Source organism: Lentzea chajnantorensis (assembly GCF_054300775.1).
The window spans coordinates 6,066,657-6,083,655 of record NZ_JBSDZT010000002.1; the positions used below are offsets into that span (position 1 = coordinate 6,066,657).

A 16,999-nucleotide genomic window follows, 5' to 3' on the forward strand; every position below is an offset into this window, starting at 1 on the left:
CCTATTCGGCGGGCGCCCACGCACGGGCCAGCTTGACCCGTCCCCCGGTCTGCAGCAGCGATCCGGTGTACAGCCGCGAGGCGACCAGCAGGATCACCACGACGGTGGCGGCGAGGATGCCGAGCGACACCAGCGCCTCCCACGGTGCCGCCTGCTGGGCGAACATCCGCACCGGCATCGCGACGCCGGCCGTGAAGGGCACGAACGACATGACGCCGAGCACCGTGGGGTTGTCGAAGAAGAACTGGACGCCGAAGTACGGGCCCATCACCGCGAGCATCACCAGGCCCATGGTCGAGCCGAGGTCCTCCTGGCGGCTGACCAGCGCGCCCGCGACCGCCCACAGCGACGACACCAGCACGAACCCCAGGCACAGGAACGGCACGAACCACCCCAGCGCCGGTGCCACGACGGCGAGCAGCTCCTGCTGCCCCGCGACCCGCAGCGCGATCGGCGCGGTGAGGGCGAGCACCACCACCTGCCCCATCGTCAGGATGACGTGCCCGACGATCTTGCCGGCGAGCAGCGCCTTGACCGGCACCGTGGACACCAGGATCTCCACGATCCGGGTCTGCTTCTCGGTCACCGTGCTCTGCGCGATCGCGGCGCCGCCCATGCCGAACATGAGGAACACCAGCCCGAACACGAGCACCACGACGAACCGCTGGTCCGAGCTCACCGCCGACGGGTCGAGCAGCTCCACCGGCGGTGCCTGCACCAGCTGCGAGATCACCGCGGTCGGCGGGTCGTTGAGCGCCAGCACCTTGATGCCGGAGCCGTCGGGCACGATCGCCGCCTCGACCTCGTCCGCGCGGACCAGCTCCTGCGCGGCCTGGACGTCGGCGACCTCGCGCACGTCGAGCGGTTTGCCCTGCACGACCTGGGCAGCGGACCCGACCACCGCGACCTTCGGGTCGTCGCCGCCGAACACCGTCGGCAGCACGGTGAGCGCGAACAACCCGGCGACGGTGGCGAGGAAGCCGATCCAGAACCCCTTGGTGCTGACGAACGTCCTCATCTCCCGCTCGGCGACCAGCCACGTCGCCTTCGTGAACGTCTGCGCCACGTCAGCTCACCTCCTTGAAGATCTCGTCGAGCGTGGGCACGACCGGCGCGAACGACCGCACCTCACCGCGTTGCAGGGCCTGTTCGAGCACCGCGCGTGATGCCCCCTCGAACACCACGCGCGGCCCGTCCAGCTCCACGACCGACACACCCGGCACGTCCCGCACCCACCCCGCGTCGGTGTCCACGACGACCTCGTACCGGTCGTTCGCGTGCCGCTGCCGCAGCTCCTCCCGCGACCCGCTGGCCGCGATCCGCCCCTTGGAGATGATCACGACGTCGTCGCACAACCGCTCGACGATCGCGAGCTGGTGGCTCGAGAACAACACCGGCACCCCGTTCGCGGCGCGCTTGCGCAGCACGTCGAGCACCGTGTCCACGGCGATCGGGTCGAGCCCGGAGAACGGTTCGTCGAGGATGAGCACGTCCGGCTCGTGCACCAGCGCCGCCGCGATCTGCACCCGCTGCTGGTTGCCCAGCGACAGCTGCTCCAGCCGGTCGTCGGCCCGGTCGGTCAGCTCCAGGTCGGCGAGCAGCTCGTCGGTGTTGCGCTGCGCGACCTCCCGGTCGACCCCGTGCAGCCGCCCCAGCCACGTGATCTGCTCGCGCACCTTCATCTTGGGGTAGAGCCCGCGCTCCTCCGGCATGTACCCGAAGTGCGGCTTGTTCTGCGGCGTGATCGCCTGCCCCCGCCAGCTCACCGCACCCCCGTGCGCGGCCAGCACCCCCAGCACGATCCGCATCGTGGTCGTCTTGCCGGACCCGTTGGCGCCCAGGAACCCCGTCATGCGGCCGGGCCGCACGTCGAAGCTCACGTCGTCGAGCACCCGGTGGTCGCCGAAGCTCCGGCTGATCCCCGTCACCGTCAACATGCCGGGAACGCTATGCGGCCGGGTTCACGATCGCGTCCGCCGCGCGGCATCATCCTCGCGGAGGACGACCCGTGCCGCGTGCCCGAGCGGGCACGCGGCACGGTTCCGGCCGGTTGTTCAACCACCTAGCACTTCTGGTCGCCCGGCCGTTCCCCGCCGAGGAGGTACGACGTCACCTTCTCGTTGGCGCACGCGTTGCCCGCGAACGGGTAGGCGCCGTGCCCACCGTGGTCGAGGGTCAGCAGCGCCGCCCGGTCCCCGAACGCCCGGCGCATCGTCCGCGCACCGGACAGCGGCGTCGCCGGGTCGCGCTCGTTCTGCACCATCAGCACGTTGCGCGGCCCGCGGTCGGTGGGCTTGACCTGCTTCTCGACCGGGTCCGGCCAGAACGCGCACGGCATGATGTTCGCGCCCGCCGCACCGAACAGCGGGTACCGCACGCGGTCGACGGCCACGTTGCGCTCGTAGGTGCTGACCGCGGTCGGCCAGCGGGAGTCGCCGCACACCACGTAGAACCGGCCGGAGATCAGGCTTTCGACCCGTGCCGGGACCGGCGTGTTGTCCGGCGGCAGCGGGGTGCCGGCGTCGAGGGCCTGCCAGCGGGCGGCCAGCTTGCCGAACGACGCGTCGGTCGTCGAGTACAGGCCGCCGAAGGTCAGCAGCCGGAACAGCTGGCCGGTGACGCCCTCCGGGGACGGCGTGCGGTCGAGCTTCCCGGCGATGGCGAAGTACTTCGCGCGCACCGCCGCGGGGGTGGCGCCCAGGCCCAGTTCGGGGCGTGCGGCGGCCCACCGCGCGAAGTCCGGGAACGTGTCCTCGGTGCCGCGGCCGTAGTTGCGGCTGCCCTCGACGTCCCAGCCGCCCGCGCCGAGGTTGCTGTCGAGCACCACGCGGTCGGTCGTGCGCGGGAACAGCGTCGTGTAGACCGCGCCCAGGTTCGTGCCGTACGAGTAGCCGAGGAACGACGCCTTGCGCTCGCCCAGTGCCTGGCGCACCGAGTCGAGGTCGCGGGCGATGTTCGCGGTCGTGTTGTGCGGCAACAGGTACGCCGTCGACGACGTGGTGCACTGCTGGGCGATCTGGCGGACCTCGTCGGCCCGCTTGCGCACGTCGGCCTGCGTCACCGCGTACGGCGGCACGTTGCCGAGGTACATCTGCTCCTCGGTCAGGTCGCACGTGGCCGGCGTGCTGTAGCCGAAGCCGCGCGGGTCCATGCCGATCAGGTCGTAGCCGTCCAGCACGCTCTGCGGCATCCCGCCGAGCTTGAGGTCACCGGGCAACGTCAGGCCCTCACTGGGCCCACCGGGGTTGGTCAGCAGGATGCCGCGGCGCTTGTCCGGGTTCGTGCTGGCCAGGCGCGAGATCATCAGCTCGATCTTGCGCCCCTCGCGCTTGCGGTAGTCCAGCGGCACCTGCAGGGTGCCGCACTCCAGCCCCGGCCGCGCCACGTCCGCGGGACACTCCCGCCACTGCACGACCGGTGCCGGCGTCGCCGATGCCGCGCCCGGCACCACCAACGCCGTCGCCGCGGCCAGCGCCGCGGCCAGGGACAACGCTTTTCGCATGTCCGAATTCCTCCCCCGACGGCGCGCTGCCGAGCGCGCCCTCCACTGTGGAAACCCGGCCGTTCGATGCGGAACGACCGGGTCCCAGTCGAAACCGTGCCGTAGCGGCACGGTCAAGGCGGGAGGGCCGGTTTCAGCCGAAGGTCGACGGCAGGTGTCGACCTTCGTCGCCCCCGGGGGGTGTCGTTCGTCCTCGTTCGTCGGTACGCACGGCGACCGAGGACGCGTCGGCGTGCTCCGGCAGCCGTTGGTCACGTCGCGTGTCGCTGCCGGCCTTGCCGTGCGACTGCCCTTGCGCGACGACCCCGGCACTGCCGCACGTGGCAACCGGTCAGAGGTCGCGCCCGGCCCCGGCCGACGGCACCGCGACGAACGTCCTGGGTGCGGTGAACCCGTTCTCCGCGAACGCTTCCGCGACCCGCCGCTCGACCTCGCCGCGCACCTCCCGCGGCACCAGCGCGATGGCCGATCCGCCGAACCCGCCACCGATCATCCGCGCTCCGAGCGCACCGGCCTCCTCCGCGGTGGCCGCGGCGACGTCGAGCTCGGCGCAGGACACCCGGTAGTCGTCGCGCAGGCTCGCGTGCGACGCGCTCAGCAGCGGCCCGATCTCCTCGTACCGGTCCTGCCGGAGCAGCGCGACGGTGTCCTCGACGCGCCGGTTCTCGGTGACGACGTGCCGGACCAGCGGCCGCAGGTGCTCGGGCAACCCGTCCCAGCCCCCGGCGTCCCGCAGCGACGGCAGCCCGAGCAGCCGCGCTGCCTCCTCGCACCCCTTGCGCCGCTCCCCGTACCCGGACTCGACCAGCGAGTGGCTCACCCGCGTGTCGATCACGAGGACCTCCAGCCCGTGCCGCGCGGCGTCGAACGGCACCTGCTCCCGCTCCCCCGACCGCACGTCGAGGAACAGCACGTGCGCGTCCGTGCAGCACAGCGACGCCGTCTGGTCGAGCAGCCCGGTCGGCGCGCCCACGAAGTCGTTCTCCGCCACCTGCACCCACTTGGCGACGTCGCTCGCGGACTCCTCCCGCCCGCTCAGCCCCAGCAGCGCCAGCGCGCTCGCCACCTCCAGCGAGTGCGACGACGACAGCCCGGCCCCGCGCGGCACGTCCCCGGCGATCACGAGGTCAGCCCCGCCGGTCACGCCCTGCTGCCGCAGCACCCACGCGACCCCGGCGGGGTAGGCCGCCCAGCCCTGCACGCCGCCCGGCTCGACCTCGCCGACGGGGACGGGCTCGGCGGTCGTGGTCCGGTCGCCCTCCACGGTCGCGAGCGTGAGCAGGCCGTCCTCGCGCGGCGCCGCGGCCACCCACGTCCGCTGCGGGATGGCGAACGGCAGCACGAACCCGTCGTTGTAGTCGGTGTGCTCGCCGATGAGGTTCACCCGGCCCGGCGCGGACCACACCCCGATGGGGTCGGTGCCGTACAGCCGCCGGAAGGCCTCAGCCGCGTTGTTCGATCCTGTTGAGCTCATGCCACCCGATCCCACGCCGTCGTCCGTGTTGCCGCAGAAGTGCTGGCGATGAGGATGACGGGCGAAGGCCGGTCTTGACAATGTTGAATCTTGGTCGACAAAGTTCGATGACGTTCCCGCCCTGGTCACCCGCCGGGCGTGACGATCCCCTGCTCGTAGGCGAACACCACCGCGTGCGTCCGGTCACGCAGCCCCAGCTTCGCGAGCACGCGGGACACGTGCGTCTTCACCGTCGCCTCCCCCAGGTACAGCGCGGCGGCGATCTCCGCGTTCGACGCGCCCTTCGCCAGCTCCACCAGCACCTCGTACTCGCGGTCGGTCAGCTCGGGCGGCCGGGTGCGCGCGGGTTGCCGGGGTGCACTGAAGCGGGCGATCACCCGCCGGGTCACCTCGGGTGAGAGCAGCGCGTCGCCGCGTGCCACCACCCGCACCGAGTCGACGAGGTCCTCCGGGGAGGCGTTCTTCAGCAGGAACCCGCTCGCTCCCGCCCGCAGCGCCTCGAACAGGTAGTCCTCGCGGTCGAACGTCGTGAGGATCACCACGCGGGTGCCGCCGTCGGCCGACAGGATGCGCCGGGTGGCCTCCAGGCCGTCCATGCGCGGCATCTGCACGTCCATCAGCACGACGTCGGGCCGCAGCCGCGCGACCAGCTCGACGGCCGCGGCACCGTCGCCGGCCTCGCCGACCACCTCGATGCCCGGCTCGGTCCCGAGGATGACCCGGAACCCGGCGCGCACCAGGTCCTGGTCGTCGGCCAGCACGACCCGCAGACTCACACCTTCTCCTCTGTCGGCAGCGATGCGCGCACAAGGTAACCCGCCGAGGTGCGCCGCGGTCCCGCTTCGAGGGTTCCACCGTGCACGGCAACGCGTTCGCGCATGCCCACGAGCCCGAAGCCGCTCTCACCGGAGGGGCGCCCGCGCCCGTCGTCGGCCACCTCCAGCTCCAGTGCGCTGTCCAGGTACCGCATCCGCACGTCGACGTGGCCCGCTCCGGCGTGCTTCACCACGTTCGTCAACGCCTCCTGCACCACCCGGTACGCCGAGACGGCGACGGCCGGCGGCACCTCGCGCGGCTCGCCGTAGACGCCGTGCGAGACCTCCAGACCGGCCGACCGGGCGGTTTCGAGCAACTCGGGCAGGTCGTCGAGTCCGGGCGCAGCCTGGAAGTCCTGTTCCGCGTCGGCCCGCAGCACGCCCAGCAGCCCGCGCAGCTCGCTGATCGCGGTCCGCGCCGTCTTCTCCACGGTCTGCAACGCGTCCCGCGCCAGCACCGGGTCCGAGTCCAGCACCCGCCGCGCCGCACCGGCCTGGATGCCCATCACCGACACGTGGTGGGCCACCACGTCGTGCAGGTCGCGGGCGATGCGCATGCGTTCGGCGGCGATCGCGCCCCGCACGTTCTGCTCCTGCGACCGGCGCAGCTCGTCGGCCTGGAACCCCAGCTGCGCCTGCCGCCGCGCCGCCGTCCACGCCATCTCACCGACCACATAGGCGAAGACGAAGAAGAAGATGTTGAATTCGAGTCCATAGAGGACACGGGCGAGCACCGGGTCCAGAAGGCCGGGCACGAGGTCCTCCGGCACGTCCGGGCCGAGCAGGAACTGCACGAGGTTGAACCCGAGCCACAGGAACATGGCGGCGATCACGCCGATCCGCGACCAGCGCGCCAGCACCCGGTTCGGCTCCCACGCGCCGACGGTGAAGATCGCGAGGAACAGCACGGCCGACGGGACCAGGCTGTCACCGGCCTTGTTCACCTGGGCGGCGATGAACAGCGCCGACACGACCAGCATCACCGCGATCGGGTACCGGCGGCGCACGACCAGCGGTACCGCCAGCGCGACCATCCAGGCGAGCTGCTCGCGCAGGCCGGCCGGGTCGGAGAACGCGTACCCGCCGATGCTGTCCACGAGGACGGTGAACTCGACCCCGCCCAGCAGCACGAGCACCGCGACGCCGATGTCCCGCCGCCGCTGGGCCGGGGCGGGGCCGGGCCGGCGCCACTGCAACCACTGGGGTTCGTCCACCGGCCAACCCTATCTTTCCGGCGGGCAGCGGACGGCGTTCGCACCGGGGACCGGGCAGGGCGAACTCCCGATTTTTATGGCCAATTGGTATGTACCTATTGGTCTGGACCTCATCTTAGGGTGTGGCGGCAACCACCCTGCACGCAAGGAGCGGACATGAACCGCAAGCTCATCGCCGCCGCCACAGCGGCGATCACAGCGGCCGGACTGGCCGCCGCGGTGGCGCTGACGACCAGCGCCACCGCGGCCGACACGACCGACCAGGGCATGCTGACCGCGATGGCCCGTGACCTCGGCATCTCCCCTGACCAGGCGCGTGCGCGCCTGAGCGCCGAGAAGGTCGCCGGCCAGACCGACGCCGCGCTGAGGGCGCAGCTCGGCGCGGCCTACGCCGGGTCCTGGCTGGACGGCACCGGCCGCACCCTCACCGTCGCGGTGACCGACTCGGCACTGACGGGCGCGGTGCGCTCACGGGGCGCCGTCGCCGTCGCGGCGAAGCACAGCGCGTCCACTCTGGACAGCGCGAAGACCAGGCTGGACGCCAAGGCCACCACGGCACCTGACGCCGTTCCCGGCTGGTACGTCGACGTGCGCACCAACAAGGTCACCGTGCTCGCCCGCTCCGGTGGCGAGGCGCAGGCGAGGGCGTGGGCGGCCGAGGCGGGGGTGCCCGGCGACGTCGTCACCGTCGAGGCCAGCACCGAGGACCCGAGGCCGCTGGTCGACGTCATCGGCGGCAACGCCTACAGCATCCCGGGCGGCGGCCGCTGCTCCATCGGCTTCGCCGTCGAGGGCGGCTTCGTCACGGCGGGCCACTGCGGGTCCGCGGGTGGGCGCACCTCCAACCCCGGCGGCACCATCCAGGGCAGCAGCTTCCCCGGCAACGACTACGCCTGGGTCCGCACCGACGCGGGCAACACCCCGCGCGGCCTGGTCAACCGCTACCCCGGCACCGTCCCGGTCGCGGGTTCCCAGGAGGCCCCGGTCGGCGCCTCGGTCTGCCGCTCCGGCTCCACCACCGGCTGGCGCTGCGGCACCATCCAGCAGAAGAACGCCTCCGTCACCTACCCCGAGGGCACCATCACCGGCCTGACCCGCACCAACGCCTGTGCGGAGCCCGGTGACTCCGGCGGCTCGTGGCTGACCGGCGACCAGGCGCAGGGCGTGACCTCCGGCGGGTCCGGCAACTGCCAGTCCGGCGGCACCATCTACTTCCAGCCGGTGACCGAGATCCTGCAGGCCTACGGTCTGCGCCTGGTCACCTCCGCCGGCCCGACCACGACCACCCAGCCGACCACCACGACCACGAGCACCCCGCCCGGCGGTGGTGACTCGTGGGCCGCGTACACCTACTACGCCACCGGCGCCCAGGTCACCTACGACGGCGGGTCCTACCGCGCGCTGCAGGGGCACACGGCCCTCCCCGGCTGGGAGCCGCCGAACACGCCCGCCCTCTGGCAGCGGGTCTGACGGCACTCCCCTCCCACCGCCCCCGACGGCCACCCGCCGCCGGGGGCGGCCCGTGTGCGGCTGGGGTCGTCCGGTGGTGAGCCTGCGCCTGACCGTGCTCGGCAGCGCGACCCCGTACCCGGCGGCGGACAACCCGTGCTCGGGCTACCTGGTGTCGCACGGCGACACTCGCGTGTGGATGGACGCGGGCACCGGCACCCTGGGCCCGCTGCAACGCCACACGTCGCTGGCCACCCTGGACGCCATCTGGATCTCGCACCTGCACGCCGACCACTGCGCCGACCTGCTCACCGCGTTCTACGCCCTGCGGTACGCCGACGTCGACCGCGCACCGGTCCCGCTGTTCGGCCCGCCCGGCACCGCCGACCGGCTCGCCGCGTTCCTCACCAACGGCCCGCGGCGCAGCCCGGTCGAGGACGCCTTCGCGATCACCGAGCTCACCGACGGCCACGAGGCACGGATCGGTGGCCTGCACCTCACGTCCAGGGCGGTGCGGCACGGCCTCCCGGCGTTCGCGGTGCGCATCGAGGCGGGGACGTCCCTGACCTACTCCGGTGACACGGCACCGTGCGCCGCCCTCACCGACCTCGCCCAGGACACCGACCTGCTGCTGTGCGAGGCCGACGGCACAGTGCCCGACGAGGCGCACCACACGCCGGAGCAGGCGGGCGAGACGGCGCGGCAGGCGCGGGCGCGGCGGCTGGTCGTCACGCACGTGGGCCGCTCCCTGACCCCGCAGGACGCGGTCACCCGTGCCGGCACCCGCTACGAGGGACCGGTCGGGTACGCCGCGGCCGGCGCCGTGCTCACAGCTGGTTGATGCGCACCAGGTTGCCGGCCGGGTCGCGGAACGAGCAGTCCCGCACGCCCCACGGCTGGTCCTCAGGCTCCTGCAGCACCTCGCCGGCGCCGGTGGACTCGACCCACTTCCGCGCGCGGTCGAAGGTGCCCTGCAGGTCCTTCGTGGCCAGTGACAGCGCCGTGTAGACGCCCTTGGCCATCAGGACGGCGATGGTGCGGCGCTCCTCGTCGCTCACGCCGGGGTCGGCGGCGGGCGGGTGCAGCACGATGCCGGTCTCCGGCTGGTCGGGTGGGCCGACGGTGATCCAGCGCATGGTGCCCTGGCCGACGTCCTGGCGGACCTCGAAACCGAGTGCGTCGCGGAAGAAGCCGAGTGACTTCTCGGGGTCGTCGGCCGGCAGGAACGCCGCGGCGATGATGACGGACATGGCGGTCAACCTAATCGGACGGACCGGCCGCCGCTTCTCGATTCCTGATGGGTCGCATCACGGCCTTCGCGAGGCAGTTCGGGATGCCCTGGCCGTCCTCCGCCGCGACCTTGCGGTACTGGCTCGGCGACATGCCGACGAGCTCGGAGAACCGGGTGCTGAACGTGCCGAGCGAGGTGCAGCCGACCTCGAAGCAGACCTCGGTGACGGACAGGTCGCCGCGCCGCAGCAGCGTCATGGCCCGCTCGATGCGGCGGGTCATCAGGTAGCTGTAGGGCGACTCGCCGAACGCCGCGCGGAACGCCCGCGACAGGTGCCCGGCGGACAGGTGCACCCCGCGGGCCAGCGCGGCCACGTCGAGCGGCTCGCGGTACTCGCGGTCGATGCGGTCGCGCACCTTGCGCAGGAGCACGAGCTCCTGCAGGCGCGGGTCGGAGGCGGTCACGCCGACCAGCGTAAGACCCGCGCCTGACAGATCGCTGACTCTCTCAGCCGGGTGTCCGCGCCCGGTCGCCCGCCGGTCCTCAGCCGACTGTCCGCGCCCCGGTCGCCTGCCGGTCCTGGCCGGCCGCCCACGACGCCAGCAGTGCCAGGCCGTCCGCGGCCGGCGTGCCGGCGGGTGCGGTGTAGACGGTGAGGAGCAGGCCGGGTTCGGCGGGCAGCTCCATCGACTCGACGTCCAGGTCCAGCCGGCCCACCACCGGGTGGTGCAGGCGCTTCCGGCCGGACCGGTGGTGCCGGACGTCCTGGGTCGCCCACCGCTGCCGGAACGGTTCACTGCGCGTCGACAGCTCACCGACCAGGGCGATCAGCTCCTCGTCGTGGGGACTGCGCCCGGCCTCCAGCCGCAGCTTCGCGGCCACGTCGCCGACGATCCGGTCGTAGTCCACGAAGAACGCCCTTGCCGCCTCGGGTTCCAGGTACACGAACCGCGCGGTGTTCGCCGGCCGTCGCGCATCCGCCGGCAGCGGTGCGTACAACGCGCGGGCGAGCTGGTTCGTGGCCAGGACGTCGTAACGGCTGTTGCAGATCCAGGCCGGCGCGTCGGTGATGGCGTCGAGCACCTGCTGGAGCGCCGGACGCACCGTCACGGCGGATCGTCGGCGACGTGGACCGCCGGGGGTCCTGGACTGCCGCGCGAGGCGGAACAGGTGTTCGCGCTCGGCCTCGTCGAGCCGCAGGGCGGCGGCGACCGCGTCGAGCACCCCGTCGGATGCGCCGGCGAGGCCACCGCGCTCCATCCGCACGTAGTAGTCGACCGACACCCCGGCCAACACAGCCACCTCTTCGCGCCGCAGACCTCGGACCCGGCGGTTGCCGCCGCCGTGGGCGGGCAGTCCTGCCCGTTCCGGTGTGAGCCGCGCGCGACGCGAGCTCAGGAACTCCTTGATCTCGGTGCGGAGGCCGGTCGTCGCCATCCCTTCACCGTAGGCGCCGGCCGGACGGTGAGGGAGGTCCTGCCGGTACCCCGCACTACGTGCCTGACGCGGTCGTCGCGATGCCGCCGTCCACCGGGATGACGGCGCCGGTGAGGTAGGACGCGGCCCGGCTGGCGAGGAACACCGCGGTCCCCGCCATGTCGTCGTCGCGGCCCAGCCGGCGCAGCGGGGCCTTCGCCGCGATCCGGTCGCCGGCGGCCTCGATCGTGGACGCCATCATCTGCGACGGGAACGGTCCCGGCGCCACCGCGTTCACCGTGATGTGCTGCGGGCCCAGCTCCCTGGCGAGCACCCTGGTGAGCTGGTGGAGTGCCGCCTTGCTGCTGGCGTAGGAGTAGTTGGGTGCCTCGGCGACGTGGATGGCGGCGATGCTGCCCACGTTGACGACCCGTGCGGGGTCATCGGCGGTGCCTGCCCTGCGCAGTGCCGGGAGCAGTGCCTGCACCAGCCAGAACGGCGACTTCACGTTGAGGTCGAGCACGGTGTCCCAGCCCTCGTCCGGGAACGTCTCCAGCGGCTCGCGCCACATCGCGCCCGCGTTGTTGACGAGGACGTCCAGGCGTTCCGAGCCGGCCTGCACGAGATCCGCGAGACGCCGGCACTCGTCGTGCCGGGACAGGTCTGCGGGGATCGCCCGGACGTCGCCGAACTCGGACAGCCTGCGCTGGGCCTCCGCGCACGCGTCCTCGTTGCGCGAGCTGATGACGACGCGGGCGCCCGCCTGCAGGAGGCCGCGCGCCATCATCATTCCAATGCCCCTGGTGCCGCCGGTGACGAGCGCGTACTTCCCGCTCAGGTCGAAGAGCTCCGCGTGAGTGGTGAACCTGTTGTCCGCCATTGGTTTCCGTCTCCCCTTGGTTCGGCTGCCGCGGACACGCTGACACGCGTCCTAGGGCATCCGGGAGACCCTGCTGTGACCGGTACTGCGAGAGCCCCTGAAGCAGAACGCGGGTCCCGAGCGGTCACACCCGCCCAAGACCCGCGTCCTGACGATCACCGCCTGCTAGCAGGCGCCCTGGTCGCGCCAGACGCCCCACTCACCGGTGGTGCCGGGCTCCTCGCCCTGCGTCCACCACTGGGCCCGCCACTTGCGGCCCTTGTGCGAGACGTCGTTGCCGCCGTTGTAGACCTTGCCCCGCTCCCACGCCGGCAGCGCGCACACCGGCGGGTTGGAGGTGGTCGTGGTGGTGGTCGTGGTCGTCGTCGTGGTGGTCGAGGTGGGCGGGGTGCCGCCGCCGATCCGCGGGTGGTCGGCGGAGATGGCGTAGGACTGGCCGCCGAAGGTGAACACGAAGTTCGACGGCGTCGAGATCGGCAGCTGGTAGCTGACGGTCAGCTCGATCGACGCGCCCGGTGCGAGCGACTGCCACGACGGCAGCGCGAGCTCCGCCTTCTGGAAGTCGCCCTTGAGGCCGCCGACGTTCGGCCCGCTGTGCCCCTTCGACACGACCTTGAGCCCGAACCCGGACTGGTCGGCCATGCTGCCCGGCGCGCTGGTGCCGTAGTCGAACGCGATCTTCGTGCCACCGGGGATGGTGACGTTCGAGCGGTTCGTGAACTTGATCTTCGGCGTGATCGGGTAGTTGTTGTCGCCCAACGCGAAGCCGTGGACGTCGACGTCGACCGCGAGCACCTGCGACTGCTGGGTCGTGGCCTTCGCCGCACCGTAGGGCGCCGCGCCGTTCAGGCCGGTGTCGATCGTCGACAGCAGCGTGTCGCCGATGAAGTACTCCTTCTTGACCGGGTCGTACCGGTAGTCACCGGCGAGCTCCCAGATCATGATGCCGCCGAGGCCCTTGTCGCGGACGTACTTGGCCTTGGCCGCGATCGACTGCTCGTTCTCGGTGGAGAGGAACACCTTCTTGTCGTTGTTCCACAGCCACGGCGACTGCATGGTGGTGTCGTAGAACGGCGCGTAGGTGCCGGTGAGCCGGTCGGTCGGGTCGTTCACCGGGTCGAGGCCGTACTGCGCCGAGTACGAACCGGTGATCTTGTTCTCCAGGTTCTTCGTGTGCCACAACGGGTTCACACCCGACGGGACCTCGGCACCACCGGCGGTGACGTCGTGCCAGAGGTTGTCGATGCCGGTCGCGCCGTTGCCGCACGGCGTGGTCGAGCCGACCGCCGTGCCGGTGCCGGGCGGGCACTGCGACTGGTTGGGCAGGGCCGCGCGGCCCCACAACCCGTTGGTGCCACCGGTGACGCCCTGCCAGCCGCGCGAGTAGAACGGCACGCCGACGTTGATCCGGCCGGCCTGCATGGCACCGCGGTAGTAGTGGTAGGACCAGTCGGTGTTCAGGTAGCCCATGCCCTCGTACTGCGGTGCCGTGTACACGCCACCGGCCGCGAGCTCACCGTCCTTGCCGTCGTCGTACAGCGCCGCGTTCGGGCCCACGAAGTGGTTCCACGAGCCGTGCAGGTCGTAGCTCATGACGTTGAGGTAGTCGAGGTACTTGACCACCTGGTAGGTCTCTTGGCCGCGCAGCAGCCAGCCGGAGGCGGGCACGGCGGCGGTCAGCAGGTAGTGCTTGCCGTCGGCGGCACCGGCGCGGTCGAGCTTCTCGCGCAGCGTCTTCATGATCGCCTGGTAGCCGGCCCACAGCGTGCCGCGGTTGGCGTTGGAGATCCAGAAGTCGTCCGGGTTGCCGGCGTGGTTGTTCGACGTCGCGTACTCGTAGTCGATGTCGGCGCCGTTGAACCCGTACTGGCGCAGGAACGCGACCACGCTGTCGGCGAACGTGTCGATCGCCGCCTGCGACTGGCCGAGCTTGTAGAAGCCGCCGGAGGCGTTGCGGGTGCCGTCGGCGTTGAAGAAGCCACCGGTCTCAGCCCAGCCGCCGACCGAGATCAGCGTCTTGACGTTCGGGTGCTGCTTCTTGTACTTCGTCAGCTGGTTGAAGTGGCCCTTGTAGGGCAGCGACGGGTCCATCTCGGCACCCGCGACGCCCGGCCACTCCATGCCGATCGACGAGTTGTTCGCGTCCGGCGCACCCACGGAGATCTTGTTCTGCGCGTCGATGTGCGCGAACGCGTAGTTGAGGTGGGTGACCTTGGTCCAGGGGACGTCCTTGGCGAGGTAGCCCGGCTGCCCGTTCTTGCCGGTGCGCCAGCTGGTGAAGTACCCGATCACCCGGCGGGACTTGTCGGTCCCCATGTTCTCGCGGCCGGCGGTGTCGTAGACGGTGCAGTAGGGCACGTCGACGCCCGGCGTCTTGTACAGCCCGTCCGGCCGGCAGTCCTCGTGGGCTGCGGCTGCGATGGGCGCGTTCGTCACGGCTATCAGGGTCCCGGCTAGCAGGGCTAGCACCGGGACCACTCTGGCGAGCAGGCGCAAGGGAAGGACCTCCTGGCTAGGGCGGCGGCCACTGCCCCGAACCGTAAAATGGTCCAGACCTTTGCGTCAATACTCGATCACTGACAAGAGGTGTCAGCGGTATCGGTTCAGCATCTCCACCATGACTGCAAACGATTTCGACTTCCTCCACGGGCGCTGGCGGGTCGCCAACCGCAAGATCGCCGACATCGCCGGGCGCGGCACCGAGTGGGTCGAGTTCGGCGCGCGGGCCGACGTGCGGCCGGTGCTGGGCGGCGCGGCGAACATCGACACCTTCGACGCAGGCGACTGGGAGGGCATGACCCTGCGGCAGTACGACCCGGCCGCCGGCCTCTGGCGCATCTGGTGGGCCTCGACCCGCGCGCCGGGCCAGTTGGACCCGCCGCTGGAGGGCCGGTTCACCGGCGGGCACGGCGTCTTCCTCGGCGAGGACGTCGTCGGCGGGCACGCGGTGGCGGTGCGGTTCGACTGGACGGCGGGCCCGGCACCGGTGTGGCGGCAGTCGTTCTCCTACGACGGCGGCGACACCTGGCAGGAGAACTGGGTCATGCGCTTCGAACCGGCCTGACCGGCGAGGAGCGCGGGACGCCGGGGCGGGTACCCGGCGTCCCGCGCCCCACCCGGCTCAGTGGTGGTGCCGGTGCACGACCGCGTGCCCCTTGCCGCGCGCGATCATCCACCGGTTCACCGGCACCGTCACCGCGAACGCGACCGCCAGCGAGAACACCAGCGCCGCCCAGAACACCCAGTCCGCCAGTCCCGCGTCCATCGCACCCGGCACCAGCAGCATCACCGCGTTGTCGACGACCTCCATCACGGCGATCGACACGGTGTCGGCTGCCAGCGCGACGCCCACGGCCGCCTTGAGGGCGAGGCCGGAGCGCAGGACCGGGCGGATGGTGAGCGAGTAGCCGAACAGGAACGCCAGCGCCACGGCCAGCACGACGGTGGCCAGGTTGCCCCAGCCCAGCGCAGTGCCGATGACCATGCCGAGCACCTCGCCGATCGCACAGCCGGTGAGGCAGTGCAGCGTCGCCGAGACCGCCTGGCGGGTCAGGCTCACGGGTGCGTGGTCCATCTCGTCCTCCTCCGTCAGCGCCGAACGGTACCCCTAGGGGGTATGGGTATCAAGGCGGCGGACGGGTACGGTGGCTCACACGACGAGGCGCCTCCTCACGGCTTTCTGCGTGCTCGGGAACTGCCGAGTCCCGTCCACACGGCACCGTCCACAAGGCGCGGAGAACTCAGCCGCGAACAACGCCGCGGACGTCACGTTCGGCGGCTCGCGCTAGCCGATCTGGGTCAGCGCCAGCCCGCCCGCCATCAGCACCGTGCACGCCAGCGCGTGCACGCCCGGGTTCTGCGCCAGCAGCGCCACGAACTCGCGGATGAACGCGCTCGGCACGAAGTACCACGCCGTCGGCGCGCCGATCACCTGCATCCGCAGGCCGTGCGAGCGGGACAGCACGGCGGTGCGGAACACGTGGTAGTTGTTCGTCACCGCCACGACCGACCCGGTGAGCCCGCGTTCGACGAGCAGTTCCTTGCTGTAGCGCAGGTTCTCGTCGGTCGTGCCGGCCTGGTCCTCCAGCACGACGTCGTCCTCCGGCACCTCGCGCTCCAGCAGGTACCGCTTCATGGCGAGCGCCTCGGACACGTCCTCGTCAGGACCCCTGCCGCCGGTCACGACGATCACCGGCGTGCGTCCGGCTGAGCGTTCCCGCAGGTAGAGGCGCAGGGCGCGGTTGAGCCGGCTCGCGAGCAGCGGGGGCACCTGGGAACCGACCAGCCCGGCGCCGAGCACGACGATGCCGTCGAACCCGCTGCGCCGGCCGGTGCGGCCGTAGATCACCGAGTACAGCAGCAGGCTCACGAACAGGAACGCGATGTAGGCGGAGACGAGGAACAACCCGATCGCGCTGCCGCGGACCCAGTCGTTGGGCTGGGTGATGCCCCAGAAGAAGTAGGCCATCTCGCCGAGCAGCGCGAGACCGGCGAGGAACGACAGGAGGTTGCCCAGCGACCGGCCCTCGCGGCGGATCATCACCAGGCCGTTGGCCAGCAACGCGAGCGGCAGCAGCAACAGCCCGAACACCGCCAGCGCGAACGCGAGCAGCAGCGGCAGGCTCACCGCCGGGTTGTCCCGCCCCGCTTCGGCGAGCAGCAGCAGGAACAGCACCAGCGTGATGCCGAGCCAGATGGCGTTGCTCAGCCTGCGCCGGTCACGGACCACTCCGACGAGGAAGAACAAGGCGGGGATTACGACGAGCAGACCTACCAGCACCGGCCAAGGGTAGTACCCGTGATCACGCGCCGCTCTCGGGCAGGGGCTTCCCGGCGCCCTCGGCCTCCTCGGGAGCGGGCTGCGGCTTGGGGCGGGGCCTCAGCTGGACGACTCCGGTGGTGAGGTCGAGGGGACCGGTCTCCTCGAAGTCCTCACCGGTACCGGAGTCGCCTGCTTCGCTGCGGAGCTTGCGTCCGGGGAACAACTCACCCAACTGACCCATGCCCCGACCATACCG

17 protein-coding genes are annotated in these 16,999 nt (G+C 71.6%); 3 read left to right on the forward strand and 14 right to left on the reverse strand.

Translation table 11 applies throughout. The features are described 5' to 3' along the window. Position 1: 1 nt before the first annotated feature. The 6 genes from ACVDFE_RS29625 to ACVDFE_RS29650 all read right to left on the reverse strand — a co-directional run bounded on the left by ACVDFE_RS29625 (position 2) and on the right by ACVDFE_RS29650 (position 7,005). The gene (locus ACVDFE_RS29625) at positions 2–1,066 is read right to left on the reverse strand and encodes an ABC transporter permease (RefSeq protein ID WP_458432739.1); all 1,065 of its coding nucleotides are present in this window, start codon (positions 1,064–1,066) and stop codon (positions 2–4) included. Between the two features lies 1 nt (position 1,067). Continuing rightward, positions 1,068–1,937 (reverse strand): ABC transporter ATP-binding protein, encoded by an 870-nt coding sequence (locus ACVDFE_RS29630; RefSeq protein ID WP_360384656.1) that lies wholly within the window; start codon positions 1,935–1,937, stop codon positions 1,068–1,070. A 125-nt stretch (positions 1,938–2,062) separates the two neighbouring features. Continuing rightward, complete coding sequence (locus tag ACVDFE_RS29635; RefSeq protein WP_458432740.1) at positions 2,063–3,502, reverse strand: alpha/beta hydrolase; 1,440 nt, start codon at positions 3,500–3,502, stop codon at positions 2,063–2,065. A gap of 331 nt (positions 3,503–3,833) precedes the next feature. Continuing rightward, positions 3,834–4,976 (reverse strand): galactokinase, encoded by a 1,143-nt coding sequence (gene galK / locus ACVDFE_RS29640; RefSeq protein ID WP_458432741.1) that lies wholly within the window; start codon positions 4,974–4,976, stop codon positions 3,834–3,836. 125 nt (positions 4,977–5,101) lie between these two features. Next, entirely contained in the window at positions 5,102–5,752 is a 651-nt protein-coding gene (locus ACVDFE_RS29645; RefSeq protein ID WP_458432742.1) for a response regulator, read from the reverse strand. Then, positions 5,749–7,005: a sensor histidine kinase gene (locus ACVDFE_RS29650; RefSeq protein WP_458432743.1), complete on the reverse strand. Its 1,257-nt coding sequence runs from the start codon at positions 7,003–7,005 to the stop codon at positions 5,749–5,751. The genes ACVDFE_RS29645 and ACVDFE_RS29650 overlap by 4 nt, the downstream gene beginning before the upstream one ends. A 156-nt stretch (positions 7,006–7,161) precedes the next feature. Here ACVDFE_RS29650 and ACVDFE_RS29655 point away from each other — a divergent pair, with 156 nt between their 5' ends. Together ACVDFE_RS29655 and ACVDFE_RS29660 are read left to right on the forward strand one after the other, a co-directional pair. After that, on the forward strand, positions 7,162–8,475 hold the full coding sequence (locus ACVDFE_RS29655; RefSeq protein WP_360384667.1) for an alpha-lytic protease prodomain-containing protein: 1,314 nt from the start codon (positions 7,162–7,164) through the stop codon (positions 8,473–8,475). A 73-nt stretch (positions 8,476–8,548) separates the two neighbouring features. Beyond that, positions 8,549–9,295, forward strand: coding sequence for an MBL fold metallo-hydrolase (locus ACVDFE_RS29660; RefSeq protein WP_458432744.1), 747 nt, complete (start codon positions 8,549–8,551; stop codon positions 9,293–9,295). On the opposite strand, the gene ACVDFE_RS29665 is transcribed toward ACVDFE_RS29660, so the two are convergent. The 5 genes from ACVDFE_RS29665 to ACVDFE_RS29685 form a co-directional block, all read right to left on the reverse strand. Next, the gene (locus ACVDFE_RS29665; protein WP_360384671.1) at positions 9,282–9,704 is read right to left on the reverse strand and encodes a VOC family protein; all 423 of its coding nucleotides are present in this window, start codon (positions 9,702–9,704) and stop codon (positions 9,282–9,284) included. The genes ACVDFE_RS29660 and ACVDFE_RS29665 overlap by 14 nt on opposite strands. A 10-nt stretch (positions 9,705–9,714) precedes the next feature. Then, a complete protein-coding gene (locus ACVDFE_RS29670) occupies positions 9,715–10,149 on the reverse strand; it encodes a helix-turn-helix transcriptional regulator (protein WP_458432745.1) in 435 nt (144 codons plus the stop codon). A 79-nt stretch (positions 10,150–10,228) separates the two neighbouring features. Further along, a complete protein-coding gene (locus ACVDFE_RS29675; protein WP_458432746.1) occupies positions 10,229–11,122 on the reverse strand; it encodes a helix-turn-helix transcriptional regulator in 894 nt (297 codons plus the stop codon). A 55-nt stretch (positions 11,123–11,177) separates the two neighbouring features. After that, complete coding sequence (locus ACVDFE_RS29680) at positions 11,178–11,981, reverse strand: SDR family oxidoreductase (protein ID WP_458432747.1); 804 nt, start codon at positions 11,979–11,981, stop codon at positions 11,178–11,180. Positions 11,982–12,146: 165 nt separating this feature from the next. Next, the gene (locus ACVDFE_RS29685) at positions 12,147–14,417 is read right to left on the reverse strand and encodes a glycosyl hydrolase family 18 protein (protein ID WP_458432748.1); all 2,271 of its coding nucleotides are present in this window, start codon (positions 14,415–14,417) and stop codon (positions 12,147–12,149) included. A gap of 181 nt (positions 14,418–14,598) precedes the next feature. Between ACVDFE_RS29685 and ACVDFE_RS29690 the strand changes: the two genes are divergently transcribed. Beyond that, entirely contained in the window at positions 14,599–15,045 is a 447-nt protein-coding gene (locus tag ACVDFE_RS29690) for a hypothetical protein (protein ID WP_458432749.1), read from the forward strand. A gap of 57 nt (positions 15,046–15,102) precedes the next feature. Here ACVDFE_RS29690 and ACVDFE_RS29695 read toward each other — a convergent pair whose 3' ends face one another. From ACVDFE_RS29695 to ACVDFE_RS29705, 3 genes are all read right to left on the reverse strand, one after another. Next, a complete protein-coding gene (locus ACVDFE_RS29695; protein WP_458432750.1) occupies positions 15,103–15,555 on the reverse strand; it encodes a DUF4396 domain-containing protein in 453 nt (150 codons plus the stop codon). 210 nt (positions 15,556–15,765) lie between these two features. Next, on the reverse strand, positions 15,766–16,761 hold the full coding sequence (locus ACVDFE_RS29700) for a YdcF family protein (protein ID WP_360384683.1): 996 nt from the start codon (positions 16,759–16,761) through the stop codon (positions 15,766–15,768). A 22-nt stretch (positions 16,762–16,783) separates the two neighbouring features. Further along, the gene (locus ACVDFE_RS29705; RefSeq protein WP_458432751.1) at positions 16,784–16,984 is read right to left on the reverse strand and encodes a hypothetical protein; all 201 of its coding nucleotides are present in this window, start codon (positions 16,982–16,984) and stop codon (positions 16,784–16,786) included. Positions 16,985–16,999 lie beyond the last annotated feature (15 nt).